17 protein-coding genes and 1 pseudogene are annotated in these 22,802 nt (G+C 42.5%); 13 read left to right on the top strand and 5 right to left on the bottom strand.

Features of this window, described 5'->3' with window-relative positions; genetic code table 11:
* Positions 1–227 precede the first annotated feature (227 nt).
* The 9 genes and pseudogenes from M0Q51_12375 to M0Q51_12335 all read left to right on the top strand — a co-directional run bounded on the left by M0Q51_12375 (position 228) and on the right by M0Q51_12335 (position 12,234).
* Positions 228–716, top strand: a complete 489-nt coding sequence (locus tag M0Q51_12375) for an IS1595 family transposase (GenBank protein MCK9400773.1) — start codon at positions 228–230, stop codon at positions 714–716.
* Positions 717–739: 23 nt separating this feature from the next.
* Positions 740–1,168, top strand: a pseudogene (locus M0Q51_12370) (IS1595 family transposase).
* The gene (locus tag M0Q51_12365) at positions 1,165–1,320 is read left to right on the top strand and encodes a hypothetical protein (GenBank protein ID MCK9400772.1); all 156 of its coding nucleotides are present in this window, start codon (positions 1,165–1,167) and stop codon (positions 1,318–1,320) included. The pseudogene M0Q51_12370 and the gene M0Q51_12365 overlap by 4 nt, the downstream one beginning before the upstream one ends.
* A 152-nt stretch (positions 1,321–1,472) precedes the next feature.
* Positions 1,473–3,035, top strand: a complete 1,563-nt coding sequence (locus tag M0Q51_12360; GenBank protein ID MCK9400771.1) for a T9SS type A sorting domain-containing protein — start codon at positions 1,473–1,475, stop codon at positions 3,033–3,035.
* A 92-nt stretch (positions 3,036–3,127) separates the two neighbouring features.
* Complete coding sequence (locus M0Q51_12355; protein ID MCK9400770.1) at positions 3,128–7,381, top strand: acyl-CoA dehydratase activase; 4,254 nt, start codon at positions 3,128–3,130, stop codon at positions 7,379–7,381.
* A 116-nt stretch (positions 7,382–7,497) separates the two neighbouring features.
* On the top strand, positions 7,498–8,121 hold the full coding sequence (locus M0Q51_12350) for a hypothetical protein (protein ID MCK9400769.1): 624 nt from the start codon (positions 7,498–7,500) through the stop codon (positions 8,119–8,121).
* 59 nt (positions 8,122–8,180) lie between these two features.
* Entirely contained in the window at positions 8,181–9,530 is a 1,350-nt protein-coding gene (locus M0Q51_12345) for a TolC family protein (protein ID MCK9400768.1), read from the top strand.
* A gap of 30 nt (positions 9,531–9,560) precedes the next feature.
* Positions 9,561–10,703 carry an efflux RND transporter periplasmic adaptor subunit gene (locus tag M0Q51_12340; GenBank protein MCK9400767.1) on the top strand — a complete coding sequence of 381 codons (1,143 nt, stop codon included), beginning with the start codon at positions 9,561–9,563 and terminating at the stop codon, positions 10,701–10,703.
* Positions 10,678–12,234 (top strand): hypothetical protein, encoded by a 1,557-nt coding sequence (locus M0Q51_12335; protein MCK9400766.1) that lies wholly within the window; start codon positions 10,678–10,680, stop codon positions 12,232–12,234. The genes M0Q51_12340 and M0Q51_12335 overlap by 26 nt, the downstream gene beginning before the upstream one ends.
* On the opposite strand, the gene M0Q51_12330 is transcribed toward M0Q51_12335, so the two are convergent.
* Positions 12,235–13,206: an MlaD family protein gene (locus tag M0Q51_12330; GenBank protein MCK9400765.1), complete on the bottom strand. Its 972-nt coding sequence runs from the start codon at positions 13,204–13,206 to the stop codon at positions 12,235–12,237.
* Positions 13,207–13,212: 6 nt separating this feature from the next.
* Positions 13,213–14,313, bottom strand: a complete 1,101-nt coding sequence (locus tag M0Q51_12325) for an N-acetylmuramoyl-L-alanine amidase (GenBank protein MCK9400764.1) — start codon at positions 14,311–14,313, stop codon at positions 13,213–13,215.
* A gap of 140 nt (positions 14,314–14,453) precedes the next feature.
* Here M0Q51_12325 and M0Q51_12320 point away from each other — a divergent pair, with 140 nt between their 5' ends.
* Genes M0Q51_12320 through M0Q51_12310 form a run of 3 tightly spaced genes read left to right on the top strand, consistent with a single transcriptional unit; the run spans position 14,454 to position 19,714 of the window.
* On the top strand, positions 14,454–17,105 hold the full coding sequence (locus tag M0Q51_12320) for a hypothetical protein (GenBank protein ID MCK9400763.1): 2,652 nt from the start codon (positions 14,454–14,456) through the stop codon (positions 17,103–17,105).
* A gap of 49 nt (positions 17,106–17,154) precedes the next feature.
* On the top strand, positions 17,155–17,541 hold the full coding sequence (locus tag M0Q51_12315) for a RidA family protein (GenBank protein MCK9400762.1): 387 nt from the start codon (positions 17,155–17,157) through the stop codon (positions 17,539–17,541).
* 31 nt (positions 17,542–17,572) lie between these two features.
* Positions 17,573–19,714 carry a S46 family peptidase gene (locus M0Q51_12310; protein ID MCK9400761.1) on the top strand — a complete coding sequence of 714 codons (2,142 nt, stop codon included), beginning with the start codon at positions 17,573–17,575 and terminating at the stop codon, positions 19,712–19,714.
* A gap of 76 nt (positions 19,715–19,790) precedes the next feature.
* On the opposite strand, the gene M0Q51_12305 is transcribed toward M0Q51_12310, so the two are convergent.
* Entirely contained in the window at positions 19,791–20,990 is a 1,200-nt protein-coding gene (locus M0Q51_12305) for a T9SS type A sorting domain-containing protein (protein MCK9400760.1), read from the bottom strand.
* Between the two features lie 332 nt (positions 20,991–21,322).
* On the opposite strand from M0Q51_12305, the gene M0Q51_12300 reads away from it, so the two are divergent.
* Positions 21,323–21,823, top strand: a complete 501-nt coding sequence (locus tag M0Q51_12300) for a hypothetical protein (GenBank protein ID MCK9400759.1) — start codon at positions 21,323–21,325, stop codon at positions 21,821–21,823.
* Between the two features lie 385 nt (positions 21,824–22,208).
* Here M0Q51_12300 and M0Q51_12295 read toward each other — a convergent pair whose 3' ends face one another.
* Together M0Q51_12295 and M0Q51_12290 are read right to left on the bottom strand one after the other, a co-directional pair.
* On the bottom strand, positions 22,209–22,487 hold the full coding sequence (locus M0Q51_12295) for a type II toxin-antitoxin system RelE/ParE family toxin (GenBank protein MCK9400758.1): 279 nt from the start codon (positions 22,485–22,487) through the stop codon (positions 22,209–22,211).
* Complete coding sequence (locus M0Q51_12290) at positions 22,487–22,711, bottom strand: ParD-like family protein (GenBank protein MCK9400757.1); 225 nt, start codon at positions 22,709–22,711, stop codon at positions 22,487–22,489. Before M0Q51_12290 ends, M0Q51_12295 begins: the two co-directional genes overlap by 1 nt.
* Between the last annotated feature and the right edge of the window lie 91 nt (positions 22,712–22,802).

Raw genomic sequence — 22,802 nt, 5'->3', positions numbered from 1 at the left:
ACTAAAATTTACCTTTCTATGAGGGTAGGTCAATTTTTGAAAAAGTAAAAAATGAAAATATTATATCTGATTTCCTGATAGTTATGCAACAAAACCATAAAAATCAGACTTTAGTCGGACAATAGTGCGAATAAATATTTAAGATTCAAACAATTACCTGGTAAAAAAAAATATTATAAATTACTTGACAAACCCAAATTAATGTCGTATATTTGTCGAGTAATTCAATGATAGCAACAATGGAAAAGCAACAGGTAAATAAGTTTAAGAATCTGATAGACGTAAACGACTATTTCCGTGATGAAGATATTTGCCGTAATTACTTGGCAAATTTAAGGTGGAACGGAAACCCTATTTGCCCTCATTGTGGACATGATAAGGCTTACGAATATCAGAACGGTAAACTTTACAAGTGTGCTAAATGCCGTCAGCAATTCACGGTTAAGGTCGGAACTATATTTGAGGATAGCAAAATACCCCTCAAAAAATGGTTTACAACGGTCTATCTGCTCACTTCTCATAAGAAAGGTATTAGTTCCCTACAATTAGGCAGAGACATTGGGGTAACGCAGAAAACGGCTTGGTTCATGTTGCACCGGATTAGGTATGCCATCAGAACAAAGTCTTTCAATGCACCAATGGGTGGTATTGTTGAAGCCGATGAAACTCTGATTGGCGGAAAGAAAGAAACAGGCACGATAGTAAAAAGACGGTAGGAACACAGGGCAGAAGTTTAGAAACCAAAACACCCGTATTCGGAATGGTTGAACGGGGCGGAAAGGTAAAAGCACAAAGGGTAAAAGATGTAAGGCAAAACACCCTGCAAGAGATCATTAAGCAACACCTGAAAGAGGGCAGTACTATTGTTACCGATGAATGGAAGGCTTATAAAAATATGCCGAATATATTTGAACATTTAACCGTTAATCATAAAGACGGTGTTTATGTTGATGGAATAGCACATACTAATACGATTGAAGGATTTTGGTCATTGTTCAAACGTGGTTATGTTGGCATATACCATTCTATGAGTGATAAACATTTGGATAAGTATTTGGATGAATTTGAGTTCCGGTATAATTCCAGAGAACTTGGCGAAACTGAAAGATTTGATGTATTTTTACAGGAGATTCAAGGAAGGTTGAAATATAAAACGCTTACGGCATGAAACAGCCAAAGAGAAAAAAGAAAATTCAGGAACCAATGATGAAACGGATAAATAAGCCGTTTGAAGAGGTTATGGAACGACTTGCAAAAACCGATTTGTCAGAGGTCAAGAAGTTAATTGAAAAGGATAAACCCACAAAGGATAAGGAGTAGTTGAAAAATGAAAGAAGGGTTTAATGAAAGAAGAATGTTTACGTGGGTTTGTTTAGTATATAGTTACCTATTAATATTACAGAAGGGGATTTAGGGGTAGGGGCTGGAACAATGGAACAATTAGTCGTATCTTTGTATAAATATCCACTACCATGTCACGCTCTATATTACTCTCCATGTTGCTGGCCTGCTTCACTTTTACAAATGCCCAGCATCTCAACGTTTTGATCAGTACTACTAATTACCCAAACGAGCCATCGATTATCATCAACCCGAAAAATACCAACCAACTTTACGGCGGAGCTAATATAGCCAGCTATTATTATTCCGATGATGCGGGTTTAACTTGGGAAGAAGGGACTATTTACTCTGCCCAGAACGGTGTCTGGGGCGACCCGGTAATGCTTTGCGACACAGCCGGGGCATTCTACTTTTTTCATCTCTCAAATCCTCCGCAGGGCTCCTGGATCGACCGGATTGTATGCCAGAAAACAGAAACTTTTGGCGGAGAGTGGAACGATGGCTCCTATATGGGCCTCAACGGGACCAAGGAGCAGGATAAGCACTGGGCTGCGGTTGACTGGAAAAACAACAACATTTATGTGACCTGGACGCAATTCGATTTATATGGCTCGGATAGTTCCGGCTATTTCAGCAATATCATGTTCTCGCGCTCGTATGATGCGGGTATGAGCTGGAGCCCGACGGTTCAGATCAACAAGGTTTCAGGCGACTGCGCTGACGACGACAATACAACGCAGGGAGCCGTGCCTGCCATTGGACCTGAAGGACAGATCTACGTGGCATGGGCCGGCCCGGCGGGTCTGGTTTTCGACCGGTCCCTCGACCAGGGAACCACATGGCTGGAAGAAGACATCTTCGTTTCGGACTTGCCGGGCGGATGGTGTTTTGATATTCCCGGCATTTCCCGGGCTAACGGATTTCCGGTTACCACTTGCGATACCAGTGGCGGACCTTACCGGGGTACCATCTACATTAACTGGAGCGACCAACGCAACGGTGATGACGATACCGATGTCTGGTTGGTCAAATCCACCGACGGGGGCAATACCTGGAGCCAGCGCGTCCGCGTTAATGACGATCCTCCCGGAAAACAGCAGTTCTTCAACTGGGTGGCCATCGACCAGACCAACGGCTATCTTTACTTCGTTTTTTATGACCGCCGTAATTATGACAACAACAATACCGATGTGTATATGGCCCGTTCTACAGACGGTGGAGAGACTTTTACGAATTTCCTGATCAGCGAAGAGCCTTTCTACCCTAACAGCGGCACTTTTTTCGGCGACTATACCAATGTGACTGCCCATAATAATGTGATCCGCCCGATCTGGACCCGATTACATAATAACCAGAGGAGCATCTGGACAGCAATCATCGACCCGACTGCTGTGGGTATTGAAGAAGAAATAAAGGACGCCATCCCGATCAGCATGGAACAAAGTTATCCTAACCCTTTTGCCGAATCCACCTGGATTTCTTTTAAACTGCACCAGGTTGCCCCGTTTTTTTTGGGAGTATACGACCAACTTGGCCGTGAGGTCGAAGTGCTTGTCAATCATGCCCAGCTTCAACCAGGAAAATATACCTACCAGTTCAATTCCTCCGGCATGAACCTTTCACCTGGCGTTTACCACTTCATGCTGGTCAGTAATGACGATGTGATGCGGCAAAAGATTGTCCTGGCAAGATAAACCTGGAATTTGGAAGGAAGATTCTTGTTGAAAGAACAAATAATCAGTAAATTTGATTTTTGTTTTCATATTCAGATTTTGATATATTTTAGATGATGTTAACTGTCAATGCAACTAAATATAATAAAGGCGACCTTTACATCGGCTTCGACCTGGGTTCAATTTCATTAAATACTGTCATTATCGACAGTGATGAAAATATCCTTGAAAATTACTATGATCATTGTCATGGACAACCTTTCCTTGTGCTCAGAAAGAGGTTGACTGATTTATTGTCGAGGTATGATACAGAACAGATCAAACAAATAGCAATTACCGGTTCGGGAGGAAAACTTGCGACACAACTCATAGGTGGGCAATTTATCAACGAGATCATAGCACAATCAAAATCCGTTTCGAAATTATATCCTGAAGTCCGGACCATTATTGAGATGGGGGGCGAAGATTCCAAGCTGATCTTAATGGAACATGGCAAGGAAAGAGAACATTCAAGTTTGTCGGATTTTACAATGAACAGCATATGTGCAGCGGGTACTGGCTCTTTCCTCGACCAACAGGCTAAACGTATCGGGGTTCCGATCGAGAAAGAATTCGGAGAACTGGCACTTAAATCAACAAACCCACCACATATAGCAGGGCGATGCAGCGTTTTTGCCAAAAGCGATATGATCCACCTGCAGCAAATCGCTACACCGGTGCACGATATCGTTGCCGGATTGTGCTTTGCTGTTGCCAGAAATTTCAAAAGTAACCTGGCAAAAGGTAAAGAGCTGGTCAAACCCATTATTTTTCAGGGTGGCGTTGCAGCAAATGCCGGTATGGTTCATGCGTTTAAAACTTTGCTAAACCTCAGTGAAGGTGAATTGACCATACCGGAATATTATGCTTCCATGGGGGCCCTTGGTGCAATTTTTTATGTCAGGGAGCACCCTCAGGATGATATGCTGTTCAGAGGGCTCAAAGACCTTGAAGAGTACCTTTTAAAAGCCAGTGGCAATGGCAAAGGAATGCCCAGGCTGGTTGAATCAACAGCGACCATCATGAAAGGTGTTACTTTCGACCTGAACGGGCAAGAAAAATATCCGGTTTACCTGGGGGTTGATGTCGGATCCCTGAGTACCAATGTTGTGTTAATCGATGATCAGAACCGTGTTGTTGCCCGGCGATACCTTCCTACTGCCAGCCGTCCGCTCGAAGCAATCAGGCAGGGCCTGACCGAAATATTTGAAGAGGTTGGCGATAAAGTTGAGGTGAAAGCTGCAGGTTCAACAGGCTCAGGCCGTTACCTTACCGGTGATTTTATTGGTGCAGATGTGATACAAAATGAGATCACAGCCCAGGCTACTGCTGCTATTGCCCATGATCCAGGTGTGGATACTATTTTCGAAATAGGCGGACAGGATTCAAAATATATCAGCATTGACAATGGGGTAGTGGTCGATTTTGAAATGAACAAAGTGTGTGCCGCAGGTACCGGCTCTTTCCTCGAAGAACAAGCCGAGAAACTTGATATAAATATCGTTGAGGAATTCGGGACGCTGGCGCTGAAGGCTGAAAATCCGACCTCACTGGGCTGCCGCTGTACCGTTTTTATTGAATCCGACCTGAATGCCAACCAGCAAAAAGGGGAGAAAAATGAAAACCTGGTTGGCGGGCTGGCCTATTCTATCGTCAACAATTATCTTCAGAAAGTCGTAGGCCGCAAAAGGATCGGTAATAAAATCTTTTTCCAGGGAGGTGTGACCAACAATAAAGGGGTTGTCGCGGCATTTGAGCAAATTACGGGCAAACCGATCATTATTCCTCCAAACTTCGATGTGACAGGCGCTATTGGCATGGCAATGCTGGCCAGGGATAAGGTCAAAGATACAGGGTCAACAAGATTTAAGGGCTTTGATGTGCGCAATGTGCCTTATAAACTCGATAAGTTTACATGCAAGGATAAAGATTGCAGCAACCTTTGTGAAATTAGAATGGTTAAGATTGAAGGCGAAAAGAGGCCTTTGTATTACGGTGGCAGATGCGAGAAATGGGAGGTTGACGACAGAAAGAAAAAAACAGACGACATTCCTAACTTATTTGTTGAACGTGAAAGTTTGCTCCTCGGCGATTACGATGAAAACAGAAATAAAGGTTCAATTTCAATTGGTATCCCCCGGGAATTGCTATTGTATTACCAGGAATTTCCTTTCTGGAGAACATTTTTTACTGAACTCGGATTCCAGGTTGTGCTTTCTAAACATACCGACAGGAAGCTTGTTTCCAAATCGCTTGAAATGCTTACATCAGAAACCTGTTTTCCGATCGAGGTTGTGCATGGACATATCATGGATCTGCTGGATAAAAAAGTGGATCATGTTTTCATACCTTTTGTCGTAAATAACAGGGCTGCTAAAAATAATCCTACTTCAAACTGCAACTGCCCGTGGATACAGTCTTATCCTTTTATGGTGAAGGCTGCATTGGCAAAACATCCCGATAAAGACAAACTACTCATCCCGACTTTTCATCCAAAATTCTTTGAGAAAGTATTCATCAAAGAAATGTCGGCATTTATGAAGCAGCAATTCGGTACAGACAGCAAAGCCGTGAAAAAAGCGCTCCTGCTTGCACGCGAAAAGCAAAATACTTTTGAAAATTCCCTTACTGTTCGTGGAAAGGAAGTTCTTGACAACCTCCCTGCCGATAAGGAAACAATGGTAATATTAGGCAGGCCTTATAATGCTGGTGACCCTGAATTGAGCCTCAGGCTTGTTGAAAAATTAATAAATCTGAATGTACTCCCAATTCCTTTGGATTTTCTTCCGCTTAATGACGAGTATATTTTCGACGATTTTCCGAATATGTATTGGCCCAGTGGCAGGAAAATACTTGCAGGTGCCAGAATGATAGCCAGGAATGATAAATTGTCTGGTGTTTATATCAGTAATTTCCGCTGTGGTCCCGACTCTTTCATTCAACACCTGGTATCTGAAGAATTAAAGGGAAAACCTACCTTACAAATCGAGATTGATGAACATTCGGCAGATGCGGGGCTTATTACCCGGCTTGAAGCATTCCTCGACAGTATCAGAAAAAAAGAAAAACAATCGTATTCGTATCAGAACAATATTTCTAAAAACTTTAAGCAGTCGACACCAACCGGCGACAGGGTATTGTACTGGCCATACATGCACGATGGCTCCTATATAGCAGCTGCCGCGGCACGAAGCTGCGGAATTGAGTCGTATGCCCTGCCTATGCAGACTCATGAGGACCTTGAGATCGGAAGGAAGTACACATCTTCAAAGGAATGTTTCCCGATGATTTGCACTACAGGCTCATTTATCAAGAAGTTGCAGGAACCCGGCACGGATGATAAGAAAATCAGCTTTTTTATGCCCGACCACAATGGCCCTTGCAGATTCGGACAGTACAACCAGTTACAGAAGGTGCTATTTGACCGTCTGGGCAGGAAAGATGTAAAAATCGTGTCTCCCTCCAATGATGGCTCGTATACCGACATAACACCGGGTAATGGTACCAAGTTCAGGTTTAATGCATGGAAGGGTTTTGTTGCTTTTGATATGATCCGCAAACTACAGCAGCAAATAAGACCCTATGAAAAAATAAAGGGAGAAACCGACAGGATTTATAATGAATCATTGGACAATATTGTCAGATGCATTGAAAATAACGCAAAAGGATTAGTTGATGTACTTGAAGCTGCAGGTAAGAAATTTGAGGCCATTGAGCGCCATAATATTCCACGTAAACCCATCGTTGTCATCGTTGGAGAAATTTTTATGAGGGATAACAAATTTTGCAGCGGAGATATTGTTAACAGACTGGAAACTGTGGGAGCGGAAACATTGATGTCCCCATTTTCGGAATGGTTCGTTTATTCGACATACAGATATACCCGCGACAGCAGATGGAAAGGTGATTACAAGGGCATACTGAAATCAAAAATACAGGAATTTTCGCAGCACGCTTCTTATAAAAAGCTTCTTCAATCGGTTGAAAATCTGATAGATGCAGATAAAGAGATATCACTCGAATCTATGTTAGAGCTAACTTCTCCTTACGTGCATAAAGATTATGACGGCGACCCGGTAATGGCTATCGGAAGTGCTTCTGCATTGGCTAAAAAAGGCGTATCCGGTATTTGCAATGTGCTGCCGTTTACCTGTATGCCAGGCACACTTATCTGTTCAATCTCCGATGTATTCAGGAAAGATCATAACAACATACCCTGGGTTGATTTTGCCTATGACGGACAAGATGATGCTTCGATTGAAACGAGGCTGCAGGCATTTATGTATCAGGTAAAGGAATATCAGCAGAAACTACTGGTACAGGCTTGAGGTTCGCCTCCTTTTTATGAAAATGCAATAATGTCTCCGGCAGGAAACATTATGAATTTATTTTGTTTCTCAGGTTATAATTAGTAATTTTGCGCCTCTTTTTTAATACTGACAGGATGGATTCAACTCTTCGAGGGATCATTGAAAAATTCAGGGATTATCTCTATAGTATGAATAGCAAGGCTGTCATCAGGTTAGATGAGATATCCTCAAAAACAGGCATACCAAAAGAAGTCTTGTTAAAATACGTTTCTGGCGAAGAAGAGCTGGTGGAAAAAGTACTCGATTTTGAACGTCACCGTTTCGAGGAGATATTTAAAATTCATGATTTCGAAGGGGTCAATGCCATCGATATCCTTCTTATCGTCAGCAAAGAGTTAGCAGAAAAGTTCATGGACATATCGCCTTCTGTAACCTTTGTCCTGAAAAATCATTTTCCTGACATTTATCAGCGACATTTCACACTCCGACGTGATTTTATCTATGAAAAGATCAAGATCAATCTGACCAAAGGCATCAATCAAGGGATGTACCGTGACGACCTCAGCATCGAGCTGGTAGCGCGTCTGTACCTCAGCAGACTGATCGACCTCCATAACCCTGATTTTTTCCCACCGGAGAAATTCTCTTTCGGCACCATCTTCAATGTCATGTTTGAAAACTTCATTCGAAGCATTGCAAAGCCGGAAGGCCTTGCATATTACGAAAAAAAGAAAAAGAACTTTAAGTTCGGAGATTGAAGCGGCAGAATTTCGAGGATTTTGAAGAACGTAAAAAGACTTTAAAAACTAAACTGGTAATGACATCAACACTTATTAAAACCGGATTGATTTTAATAACGGCTGTGTTCATTTCGGCCGGCACTTTTGGGCAAACCCTCTCGTTCAAGCTGAAGGAAGCGCAGGATTATGCGGTACAGAATAGCTACAAAGTAAAAAATGCCCAGTTTGACCTTGAAATGGCCCGAAAACAGGTTAAAGAGAACTTGTCATACGGCTTTCCCCAGGTCAGCGCAAGCGTAGATTATTCTTATTTTATTGCTTTGCCTACTTCGCTGATCCCTGCTGAATTTTTCCCTGATGGCCAACCAGGAGAGTTTATCGAGTTACAGTTCGGTTTAAAAAACAATTTAACAGGCGGAATCACCCTGAACCAGCTTATTTTCGACGGGCGCTATTTCATCGGACTGCAGTACGCTCAAATATTCGAGCAGTTGTCGATGGAAAGTCTCGAAAAATCGGAGGAAGATGTCAAACAAACCGTAACGCAGACTTATTACAATATCCTGGTAGGAGAAGAGGTACTGAAGATTCTTGATTCAACCCTGGTCATACTGGAAAAGACCCGTTATGAAACCGGAGAAATGTTTAGGGAAGGATTTGTGGAAAAAACGGATTATGATCAGTTTACTCTTACTGTGACAGATATTCAGAATTCCATCAATTCAGTACAACGGCAGAATGAGATCGGTTATAAGCTCCTGAATTACCAGATGGGGATTGATCTTGACCAACAGGTGATTCTGACGGAAACACTGGATGAACTGATCGGGAAGGCAAGTGTCGGCGCCTTGGTAGATCAGCAGTTTAATGTCGAGCAACACATTGATTACAGGTTGATTGCCAGCCAGGAAAAAATGAAAGTCCTTAGCTTAAAGAACGAAAGGGCAGCTTATTATCCCAGCCTGAAAGGCTTTTTGTTCCTCCAGGAGAACGCCCAGCGTAATGAGTTTAACTTTCTTGCCCCGGATGAGCCCTGGTTCCTGACATCCTCTACCGGTATTTCAATGCAGATCCCGATCTTATCAAGCGGTTTGCACAAGAGCAGGGTAAGCCAGGCCAAACTTGACCTGGAAAAGGTACAGAATATAAAGAAACAGGTTGCTGAAGGTCTGAACTTATCTATCACACAATCGAGGTCGGAATTCAGGACAGCGATGGAAAATTATATGAGAGAAAAGCAGAATGTTGATCTTTCCCTTGAAATATATAAGAAAACTCTCACTAAATATAATGAAGGAGCTGCGACCAGTGCTGAACTGACCCAGCAACATAACCAGTTCTTAGATTCCGAACGGAAATATTTCCAGATGGTTTTCAGTTTGCTTGATTCTAAAAACCGGCTTGATAAAGCATTAGGTAATTATTAATCAGTCATCATGATAAATTTTTTGAAAAAAATGAAATACGGGATATTAGCATTTTTTATTCTTATCCTGGCTTCCTGCAACAACCAGGAGACCGAACAATCGATCAGGGGCCAGATCACTGCTTATAGGAAAGATGCTGCTGAGCTGAACCAGAAAATCACGGAGTTGGAAAAAAAACTCAGCGCCATGAATTCTGGTGATAATAGCACCCAAAAGATCCTAGTAGAAGTGTCAGCGGTTTCGTTTGAGCCTTTCAACCATTATATAGAGGTCAGCGGCACAGCAGAAGCGGTAAAGGAAGCATTCATCTCACCGGAAGTAGCTGGCCAGGTAAGGGAGATTTATGTCAAAGAGGGTGATTATGTTGAAAAAGGCCAGTTGCTCGCTAAGCTTAATTCAGAGGTCAACGAAAGCAATATTGCTGAAATGGAATCGTCGCTGGAACTGGCTACGATTACCTGTGAAAAGCAAAAGAGACTCTGGGAAAAAGGTATCGGATCGGAGATACAGTATCTTAACGCGAAGAACAGCAAAGAATCGTTTGAGCAAAAGTTGGTAACCCTCCGGGCCCAGTTGGATATGGTAATGATCAAGTCGCCGGTGAGTGGTGTCGTGGATGAGATCTACCATAAGAAGGGAGAACTGGCCACACCCGGTTCCCAACTGATGCAGATTGTGAACCTGGATGACCTCTATATTAATGCTGATGTATCTGAGACTTACCTTGCCCAGGTGAATGAAGGCGCGATTGTGAAGGTAGAGTTCCCGGTTTATCCTGATATGAATTTAGAAGTTCCGATATACCGGAAAGGCAATGTCATCAATCCCAACAACCGCACTTTCACCGTTCAGCTCAAATTGAAAAATCCCGACCGTTTGTTAAAACCTAACATTCTTGCCATCATACATATTAATGATTTCTCCTCCGACTCAGCTGTGGTGATCACTTCAGCATTGATCAAGCAGGACATCACGGGCTCATATCTTTATATCATGGAGCAAACCAACGGTAAATGGATTGCAAAAAAGGTTTATGTAACACCGGGCAAATCATACCTGGATAAAACTATGGTGGTCAAAGGTCTTCAACCTGGCCAGCAGGTGATCGTCCAGGGATACAACCAGGTGTCCGACGGATCCGAAATATATGTTAAAACGAACAATGCTTCATAAGCGAAAGAGATTATTTCCTGCCAGTTTGGTCCTTGCCCTGATCCAAGCGGCAGGATTCATTTGGCCGGTAATGCCTTTACTGGCGCAAAAAGCAACCCAGGTCTATATTGAACATGCTGATTTTGCAAGACTTGGGACTGAAAACGGCAGAAAGTTCCGGCGCTTGATTGGCCATGCAGTCCTCCGCCAGGACAGTACTTATTTCTACTGTGACACGGCTTCCCTATTCGAAGAAAGCAACCTTCATGCGGTAGGAAATGTTCATATCAGCTACAGCGATTCAGTGCATCTTTACGGTGATTACCTGAACTATGATGGAAATACACGGATCGCCGTGCTTGATTCCAATGTCCGCATGATTGACAAACGAGCGACGCTTTATACCGATTACCTCGAATATGACCGGAACCTGGCTGTGGCTTGTTACTTTACCGGCGGGCGGATCGTGGATGCGGAGAATGTGCTTACCAGCAAAACAGGCCGGTATTTCACACAAACTTATGAATTCCAGTTCAGCGATTCAGTGGTTGTGGTCAACCCTGATTATACGATGTACTCGGATACCCTGCGCTATAATACCGAAACAGAAATAGTATTTATTGAGGGACCGACGAATATTTACGGCAAAGAAGACAAGATCTATTCAGAAAAAGGATGGTATGATACCCGCAAAAACCAGGCTGAACTTAACCGGAATAACCAGATTGTACACCTGGAACAGATACTCAAAAGCGACTGGATTTATTATGACCGGGAAAGGGAATACGGGAAAGCAAAGGGTAATGTCTGGGTGAAGGATACGGTGCAGAACATTATTCTGGAAGGCGGTATCAGCGAATTTTACAGGAGTGAAAAATATTCATACATTACCGACTCGGCCCGTGCCATTCTGATAGATCAGCGTGACTCGCTGTACATGCACGCCGACAGTTTTATCCTTGTTCTTGATTCAGCTGACAAGGCCAGGCTGTTATTCGCTCATCACCGTATGAAGTTTTTCAAGGGTGACCTGCAGGGGATGTGCGATTCACTCGTTTACCGGGTGGATGATTCTATTATTGCTTTATTACGGAAGCCGGTCCTTTGGTCAGAAGAAAATCAGCTTACCGCCGATTCCATGTGGTTGTATTTAAGCCATAACCGGATTGATTCGATGGTATTATTCAATATGGCTTTTATCATTTCACGCGACAGCTCCGAATCGTTTAATCAGATCAAAGGAAAACAGATGAGGGCCTATTTCAGGGACAACCAGCTTTACCTCATCAAGGTCCAGGGCAATGCAGAGACGATTTATTTCGTCAGGGAGGAAGATAAAGAAATGATCGGAATCAATAAATCCATTTCAAGCAACATGGCTATCATGCTGGAAGACAGGAAAATAAAAAAAATCCTTTACCTCACACAGCCTGAAGCCACTTTATACCCGGAAAAGGATGTAGTGAAAGAAGACAAATTCCTGAAGGATTTTAACTGGATCGAAGAGCAACGACCGGTGGACAGGCAAGGGATATTTATCTGGAAAGAATGATCAGAAAACCGAGACCCTGACGTAGCGTTTCGGATTCAGCCGGATATCCTCGATAAGCTGGTTCAGCTCAAAAGCAGATTTCTGCAGGTCCTTATACAATTGGTCGTTATTGATCAGCAGGCCCAGCGTCCCTTCTCCTTTATCTATGCGGGCCAAGACATTGGCCAGATCAGTAAAAGTATTATCAATATTCTGAATAACCCCTGAGATATTTGCATGCGCAAGCGTATCGCTTAAGGTAGCAAGATTGCCAAGGACACGGTTGATCTCGTCACTGTTATTATTGAGGTTCCTCGTGATCATGTCGATATTGTAAAGGATGCTCGACAAGCGGCCTGATTGAAGGAGAACAAGCGTATCGAGGTTTTGAGTCGTGTTTTCCAGGTTGCTGAAGGTGTGGCGTATACTCTTGATGCTGGCATTGAGATCTTCGATGGCATCCTTGTTAAAAATGCCCTGTACAGCTACAACCATAGTATCGATAGAAGACAGAAGGTCCTCGGCTTTCAGTTTCAATGGGAGGATCTGCTGGTTGACGGCATCTTTGAGGGTGGTCTCAACATCAGCATGAAGGGTATCGCCATTCCCGGCATAATCCGGCCCGGTGCCGAGCAGTATTTCAACGGCTTTGGACCCCATCAGGTCTTCACTGAAAATTCGGGCTGTAGAGTTTAAAGGTACCGGGAATTTATCCGTGAAAACAAGCTGAACGATGATATCTCCATCCAGGCTCGGATCAAAATATACCTTGCCAACCTGTCCGACTTTCACCCCATTGATATAAACAGGATTAGAAGGGTTCAGTCCGTTTACATGCTTATAAACAGCGATTATAACCCTTTCTTTATAAAGGATATTTTTATTCTTCAGGAAACTAAAGCCCCAGACCAGGATTGCTGTAACAAGAATAAAAAGAAAGCCGATTCTGAATTCCTTTGAAAATTTCAAACTGCCAACCTTTATTTCAGACAAATATAATTACTTTTTAATCACTTCAAGAGCTTTTTCCAAAGAAATACGCTCGTCTTTCTCAAAGCAAATAACAAATGCATCCTTATACTTTTTATTTTCTTTGATAAATTTCTGATGTTTGAGCGCATCTTCATAGGTCCTGAAATTGCCCGTAGAATATTTATACCAACTGTCCTGCCTATATTCCCGGATGTCTGGCAAATCCTTGTATTTTTTGGCATCGAAAACTTTTGGAGTGCGGGAAGAGGTGAACTGCACCCGGAAGTATATATCAGGTGGTTTAACGGCTTCCGGTTCCTTTAAATAGTCTTTGACAACCAGTGGGGCTTTGTTGTCTTTCCTTTCCATTTCTTCTTTATAATACTTGAAGGACCTGAAAATGGCTGAAGCAATATAGGCCTGTCCGTCTTCCGACATAAGGAAACGTTCATCTTCCGGGTTGGTGATAAATCCGGTTTCAACAAGCACACCTGGCATGGTAGTGCGGTAGAGGACGAGGAAGCCTGCCTGGAATACCCCCCTGTCTTTTCTCTTGACCCTTTCGCGGAATTGCCGCTGGATCTCGTCGGCCAGCATGGTGCTCTGATCCAGCGATGCATCCTGGAACATGGTCAGGGTAATATAATCTTCATCCTGGTTTGGATCGAATCCTTCATACATGTCGGCAAAATTCTCCTCGTTAAGAATAGCTGCATTCTCCAGTTTGGCTACTTCAAGGTTGGCTTCGCTTTTGTGGAGCCCCATGACATAAGTTTCCGTTCCGCTGGCAGATGAAGTTTTAGATGCATTGCAATGGATGGAGATGAATACATTTGCCTTGCTGTCGGTCGCGATTTTCGCCCGTTTGTACAACTCTATGAAAACATCGGTTTTACGTGTATAGATCACTTCAACGCCTGGGGTGTATTTCTCAATATATTCTCCTGTTTTCAGGGCGATGGCCAGAGCAATGTTCTTTTCACAGGAGTTTTGGCCAAGTGCCCCAGGGTCCTTGCCGCCATGCCCGGCGTCGATTACTACCCGGTGAACCTGGTATTGCGGATAAACTGGCAGAATGAAAACCAGGACCAGCAAGGGAACACCGAAAATATAACGTAGCTGCTTCACCTGTTCGATTAGTTTAAATATCTTTGAATTCAAAAACGGTATTATACTTGCAATAATTACAGTATTAGCCGTTATTATACAAATTTAGCCGGATAATTTGTTGGAGTATCACCTTGCCATTTAAATTATTAACAGCACCTTTGTTAAAACGGATCTTCCTGTTGACGATCTCGTTTTCGCTAGTGGCACTCACAGATGCCCGCAGCATGGGAAAGGTATACTCGTCATCGATAAGAGAAACCCCGTTTTGTCAACTTATACCCGATACCATCACAGCCAGCCTCGCTGACACATTAGTGATTGACAGCCTTGCCGCCGGCGGTTCAAAAGAGGCTTTGGATGCCAAAGTGGATTACAAGGCAAAGGATTCCACCCTTTTCGATCTGGTCAATAAGAAAGTCTTCCTGTATGGCGATGCTGTTATAAATTATAGTGACATCAACCTACAGGCGGCTTTTATCGAAATAAATTTTGAAAAAAATGAAGTCTACGCTACAGGTATGCCTGATTCCACAGGAAAAGAGGTCGGAGTCCCTGTCTTCAAACAAGGAGATCAAAGCTTCAAATCCCGGGTCATCCGTTATAATTTCAGGTCGAAAAAGGGCTTCATCAGTAAAGTCATAACTGAAGACGGAAGCGGTTACCTGCACGGGGAAACTGTAAAGAAGATGGGAGATGATATTATCAATATTTCCAAAGGCTCATACACGACCTGTAACCTGGAAGATCACCCCCATTTTGAGTTCAGGTATAATAGATCGATGGTGATCCCCAAGAAACGCATTGTAACCGGGCCTGTATACCTGGTTGTCGAAGATGTCCCAACCCCGCTGATGCTACCATTTGGCTGGTTTCCAAATAAACAGGGGCAACGTTCGGGGATCCTCCTCCCGACTTTCGGCGAATCTGCTAACCGTGGTTTTTATTTTGAGGGGGGCGGATATTATCTTTTTATCAGCGATTACCTTGATTTTAAGGTGACTGGAGATATATATACTTTAGGTAGCTGGACTCTGAGACCCAGTTTCAATTATAAAAAACGCTATAAATATTCCGGTTCAGCGAGTTTTACCTACGCCATCACTGTCAGCGGGGTGAAAGAAGCCCCCAATTACACCCGGAAGCGCGACTTTGCCTTAAGGTGGAACCACAAGCAGGATCCCAAGGCGAGGCCCAGGAGCACCTTCAGTGCCGACGTCAATATCGTCTCCTCCACTTTAAATAAATACAACCCTTCAACCACACAGGATTACCTTTCGAACACCTTCAGGTCGAGTGTGGCTTACCAGACTAATTTCGGCGGCAAATTCTATCTGACAGTGAATGCTGCGCATGATCAGAACACTTTGACGCATATCGTGAATGTAACCCTTCCGGAACTGACTTTTTCGATTAACCGGTTCAATCCGTTCAGTTCGCCTAAAAGGGTCGGCCGCACCAGATGGTACCATATTATCACGATGAATTATAACCTGAATGCAAGAAACACGGTAACTGCACTTGATTCGGTTATATTAACTTCCGCGGCGCTCAATTTGATGAAAAACGGCATCCAGCATACTTTTCCCATTTCCAGCCCGGTCAAGCTGTTGAAATATTTCAACTGGACCAATTCTATCAGCCTGACTGACAGGATGTATTTTGAATCATACCGGAAATCATGGTCGAACGATACTTTGTTCACTGAAAATGATACCATCATCGGCTACCTGGTGAAAGATACCATCAATGGCTTTAACAACCTGTTTGATTACAGTTATTCTTCCTCCCTGAGCACAAAAATTTATGGAATGATCCAGTTTGGTAAAAATTTTCCGGTCAATGCTATCCGGCATGTTTTAACCCCTACGGTTTCATTCACTTACAAGCCTGATTACGGAACGGAATTCTGGAACTATTATGATTCCTACATAGATACAAATGGAAAGGAGATCCCGTATTCAAAATATGAGGGATCACTATACGGAAGCCCGTCACCCGGTAAGTCCGGGCGGATCAATTTCTCTTTCGGCAATAATCTTGAGATGAAGATCCGTTCGCGGAAAGACACCTTGACCGGGACTAAGAAGCTGGGTATACTCGACAATTTCACTATCAATTTTTCTTATGATTTTGCCAAGGATTCGCTTAGGTGGTCGCCTTTATCGTTATCGGGCCGCACCCGGTTATTCAAAAAAATAGACATCAGTTATCGCAGCGAATTCGATCCCTATATACTTGATTCGACCGGCACGAAAAACCTGGACCAGACCGAGTGGTCTGTAAACCACCGGCTTCTCAGGCTGAAGAATACCAACTGGTCTGTTAGCCTGAACTGGAGGTTATCTTCCGAAGATTTGAAAAAAAAAGAAGATAAAAAGGTACCGGTGCCTGCTTCCCCGGGTAATGAAGCTGAACTTGAAGAAATTATATTGAGTCCTGATGATTACATTGACTGGTCAATACCCTGGGACCTTACATTCAGTTATTCTTTCAGGTATGACGCGGTACGTCGTTATCCTGATTATGTTTATGAAAGGACGACAAAAATTGTTCAGACGGTGGATGTGTCGGGCAATATAAGCATTACCCCAAAATGGAAAGTGGGATTCAGGACCGGCTGGGATTTTGAGGCTAAGGACCTTTCTTACACTTCGATCAGCATATACCGCGACCTGCATTGCTGGGAAATGCGATTCAACTGGATACCCATGGGTACGCAGAAGAGCTGGAACTTTACTATCAACGCGAAGGCTTCTATACTGCAAGACCTCAAGCTGAACAAGAAGAAGGATTTCAGGGATAATTTCTGATTTTCATTCAATTCTATACATTTGCTGATTATAAAATTAATAAATCAATATGAAGAAGATCATTCACACCACAGAAGCGCCGAAGGCGGTTGGCCCATACAGCCAGGCCGTTGAAGCTAACGGTATGCTTTTTATTTCAGGACAGATACCGATCGACCCGGCTATCGGAAAAATAGTCGAAGGCGGTATAAAAGAACAGACTGAGCAGGTGATGAAAAATATCGGAGCGATTCTAAAAGCTGCAGGTTACAGTTATGCTGATGTTGTAAAATCGACCTGTTTGCTTAACGATATGGATAATTTCGCCGCAATGAACGAAGTTTATGGCAGGTACTACGCGGAAAACCCACCGGCACGGGCCGCTTATGGGGTTGTTAGGCTTCCGTTGGGAGCAATGGTTGAGATTGAAACGATAGCAGTTAAACTTGAAATTTGAAATCTGAAATTTGGATTTTGAACTTTGAACTATGAAACGGATTTCTCTCATACTCTGCACAATGCTCTACGCTCTAAGCCTGCTGGCCGATGAAGGCATGTGGATCCCCAGCCTCCTGGGTGAACAGAAACTTGATGAAATGAGGAAAAAAGGGCTGAAGCTATCGGCTGAAGATATTTACAGCATCAACCAGGCCAGCCTTAAAGATGCGATTGTATTGTTTGGCAGGGGCTGCACGGGTGGTATTGTTTCTGATAAGGGTTTGTTGCTTACCAACCATCATTGCGGTTTTGGCAGCATCCAGCGGCATAGTTCCATTGAGCATGACTACCTGACAGGCGGTTTCTGGGCCATGAGCCGGGAAGAGGAGCTCTCTAACCCCGGACTTACAGTTTCCCTGCTCGTGAGGATGGAAGACGTTACGGATCAAGTGTTATCCGGTATAAAAGCAGGCATGAATGAAGCAGACCGGCAGAAAACGATCGATGAGGCCGGAAAAACGATCATAGCGGAAGCCATAAAAGATACCCGTTACCAGGCGGATATAAAACCGTTGTTCGGTGGTAACCAGTATTTCCTTTATGTGACGGAAGTTTTTAAGGATATTCGCCTGGTTGGAGCGCCGCCATCTGCGATCGGAAATTTCGGCGGGGATACAGACAACTGGGTGTGGCCCAGGCATACAGGCGATTTCAGCGTGTTCAGGATCTATGCCGATAGTAACAACCTGCCGGCGGATTATGCAAAAGGCAACGTCCCTTATAAGCCAAAAAAATTCCTTACGGTTTCCCTGAAAGGGGTGGATAAGGGCGACTTTACGATGGTTTATGGCTACCCGGCATCAACAAGTCAATATCTTCCATCGTATATGGTTGAATTCATAGCAGAGGGGTCCAACCCGGATAAGATTGAAATCCGCCGTATGAAGTTAGATATTATGGGCAGCAGTATGGCTTCAGATCCTGAAGTCAGGATACAATATGCTTCGAAATATGCCGGTGTGGCTAATTACTGGAAGAAATGGCTTGGCGAAAGCAAAGGATTGGAGCGGTTTCATGCCGTCGAAAAAAAGGAGGCTTTCGAACTTGATTTCCAGTCATGGGCCGACCAGAAAGGTACGACTTATTCCGGGATCCTTCCGGACTACAGACGGTTGACTGAAGAGCTAAAGCCGTTTCAATCCTGGATTGATAATTTTTCGGAAGCGGTCTGGAGCCTGGATATTATCCGATATGCTGCCGGGTTCAGAAACTTGTTAGCGATGGAAAAACCTGCGGCAGAGGACTGGCAAAAGGAAGTTGACCGGCTCAAAGCCGGTATACCTGGATTCTTTAAGGATTATGACATGGCGACAGATAGGAAACTGTTTTATGCGATGATGGATCATTTCCGCCGGTCGGTCAGCAGGAACGAATTGCCGGACATCTACCTTTTCATCGACAATAAATTTGGGGGTGATATAAATACCTACACCGATTGGGTGTATACAGCGTCTGTTTTTGTGTCGGAAGAACGCATGACAGCCTTCATGGGCGGTATTAACCCAAAAAGAGCGGGTAAACTTGAGAAAGACCCGGTTTTCAAGGTTATGATGAGTTTTTACCGGAAATATTCGGCTGATTACTTACAGCCATACCAGAAATTGATGGTCAGGCAGGATAGTTTACAGCGCATTTATATGAAGGCAATCATAGAGATGGAGGAAGACAAACTTCTTTTCCCGGATGCCAATTTCACCCTCAGGGTGTCCTTTGGAGTGGTGAATGATTACTATCCAAAAGACGGGGTCTATTATGATTACCAGACTACACTGGAGGGGATCATGGAGAAGGATGATCCCGATATTTACGATTACAGGGTTCCCGGCAGGCTGAAAGAACTTTATGAGGCAAAGGATTATGGCCAATATGGTCAGGATGGTGTGATGAATGTGTGTTTTACAGCAGCAAATCACACAACCGGGGGCAATTCCGGTAGCCCGGTGTTGAATGCCAACGGGGAGCTGATCGGTTTAAATTTCGACCGCAACTGGGAAGGAACCATGAGCGATATAATGTACGATCCTGGCAGGTGCAGGAACATCGTGCTCGATATCCGGTACTGTCTTTTTATCATGGATAAATATGCAGGTGCGGGGCACCTGGTGGAGGAGATGAACATCATTAAAAATTAAAAATTAAAAATTTAAAGTTCAAAACGCAAAATGATCGGAAAGGGGATTCTATCTTCTGGGATGGAGTCCCTGGAGTTCATTTCCTGATAATTTTTTTTATAGATTTTGCCGTCCCATCTTTGACGATAAGAAAATAAATACCGGTGGGATAGCAAGACATGTCCAGACGGAATTGATCACCTGTTTTTGTATCTGAATAGATTAATTTTCCTATAGCATTAATCAAACTTACGTCATATTTTCTGTCCGAAAAGCACGAGGATTCAATATTAATAATGTCGCCAGTTGGGTTTGGGAAAATACTGAGAGGTATAATATCTGGTTCTGATAGGCTCACATTATCCGAATAACGGTATATAAAACTTGCGAAAATATAACCATTGTTCTGTTCAAACATTTTTAATCTGTAAATATTCTCATTATAAGGAAATATGAGAGCATCCCAGGATTGGCCCTGATCTGATGTAACATAAAAGCTGCCGTTATTCCCACCGCAGTACCCGATATTTTGGTTTACAAAATCCAGGCAGTTGATTTTGTTTGAATTGTCTAATTCGATTGCTTCCCAGTTTGTCCCTGCATCAATTGTTCTGAATATATGCCCCTCTGAACATGAAATTAAACCGATTGTTTGCGTAAAAAACCCGATATCGGTAATCGTAAGACTATCATTCGTGAAGCATGGTTGCCATGAAAGACCCGAATCAAATGTCCTGAGAATTGTATAAGTTGTATCGGATGGGTAAAATGAAATTATAAATCCTGTGTCAGGGCTGATAAATAAGGGTTTCAGCAATTGCAGAGAATCCTCCCTCGTATAAAAAACCTCAATCAGGTTATTTCCTTCGATCCTGTATAAATAACTAAAAGGTCCGTTTGTCAATCCCCAGTGCTTTGCAGTCATAAACAATACACTATCATTCAGCTTACGGATATTTCTGGGTTCAATATCAAAAGAATTAAAATAACTATACCACGTCATTCCGCTGTTAGAAACCCTCTTAAAATGATCAGAATAATCTGTCCAAAAGTCTATAAAACATGTATCCCTGTTAACTGCGTACAGAAATCTGTTGAGACAAGAGGGGCCTGCCCAGAATATGTCTTTTTCTACCCAGGTTGCCCCTCCATCAACTGTCTGATAAAACCAAAGCTCACCACCGCTGCTTGGGGAGAAATATACGTAAGCAGAAAAATAACCCGTAAGCATATCGCCGAAATCCATTTTTCCTTGCTCAAAGCTTGTTCCCCAACCTGGATATGAGGGAATATTCACACGAGTAAACTGACTGAATGCGGATAGGCTGCAGTATAAACACAATAGCATTATTAACATCAATTTAATACTATTATTTTTATGAAAACTGAGGATTGAAATAATGTAATCAATATGGGCACTTAAAAAGGTTTTCATAGTAGATACCGAATTAATGACTCTGTAAATATAAGGTTTTAATGTAAAATAATCAATTATCTGATCTGATCGATGTTGATTTTTATTCTCAAATATCGGCACTTACCGTTTGCAATTAATGAGAATTTAGATGAACTTTACATTTTTGTTAGCTGAAACCCTATAACGATATTGCAAACTTTAAATAAAATCCAATGAATGCGAAAAAAAATTTCATTACAACAGTTTTACTCGTGGCTTGCCTGCATACATTAGGTCAACATTTAGCTATGACATTTGAGGACGCAAAAAAACAAGGTATATCGATTCAGTATTTAGACAGCATTTATAAAAGTGCAGTTCATGTGGATACTTCACAAGCAGTTTTTAAAACAGAAACAGAGCAAAAAGCAATGTATGAATCATACGTGAAATTGTTGCAGGACTTTGGAAAGTTTCTGACTGCAAACAATTTCATTTGGAATAATCCCACAAAGTGCTTCAACAGAATTTATTTCAGTTCGGACGGGACTATAGATTACTTTCTGTATAATTTCATGACTAAAAATGTAAAAACTGAAGACCAACTTCCGCAGGAGAAACAAACGGAATTCAACCGGCTGTTAAATTTATTTATAATCGATTATAAGATTTCATTGACAGCAAAAACAAAATTTGCACAATGCAGTCCAGCAACTTATATGCCCAAAGAATAGATGAGCTACAATTCAGATCACGATTGTGTATATAGTGATGACAAGAATAATAATTTGAAATCCAAGTAATTGACATTTATTATAGGGTTTAATACCAATATTTTAAAACTTCATATATGCAAACCATCAAACCGTAAGTAGTGTCAAAAAGAAATGAAAAAAGATCATTACCAATTATAAATTGGAACTTTAAAGATTGAGGCGCTCCGAAAAGTAATAAATTCAAAAATGCCACCAAAACACCAATTCACTAAATATCACCAAAAGTTAATTATCAATTAAATAACTTTAGTGTGTTTTGGTGTTTTAGTGCTTTGGTGGCTAAAAAGGGCCTTCCCAGAGTGAACTCAAGTTTTATTTGAAAGATTTTGAATATTTTAAGCTTCTATTTCTTCAGATAATTTTTCAAATCCTTGTAATAGTTTTCGTGAGGCCCCAACATGATCAATTCAAGGATTTCAGGAATGTAAGCATAAGCAAGCAGGAACAAGGTGTTGTTTATCCGGAATTTATAAATAAAAACCATCTTCAGATCTCCTTTTTTCTGTTCTCCAACAGCAGGATTCCGGAGGATTTCCCTGATGGCCTCATCAAGCTGAGCTTTTTGCGGTTTGGAAAGTTTCTTCACCTTGCGCTCAAATATTCTTGATTGAATGACTTTCATCAGGGCTGATTAAATTGATATTCAGAAAATTCACCGGATTCTAATTCATTAAGGCCCAATAAAAGTTCCTTTATAAGACTGTAAGGCATATCCGGGTTTTCTTCGGTGATTTTACCTATCTGTGCCCAATGCTCAATCTGCCCGGTAACGGACCGGTTTTCAAGTTTGCTGATTTTCCTGGCTGAATTGAGTAAGCTATCTGAAATTCTGACCGCTGTTGCCATGATTATGATAATTTGAAATGCAAAGATAGTACAAAACGTTGCATTTTGCAATGTATTAATCAAATTATTTAGTCAACAGAACCCTCCTCTC

Source organism: Bacteroidales bacterium (genome assembly GCA_023229505.1).
Lineage (GTDB): Bacteria > Bacteroidota > Bacteroidia > Bacteroidales > JAGOPY01 > JAGOPY01.
Note: the sequence above shows the minus strand (reverse complement) of the source record. Positions and strands in the feature narration are given on the sequence as shown.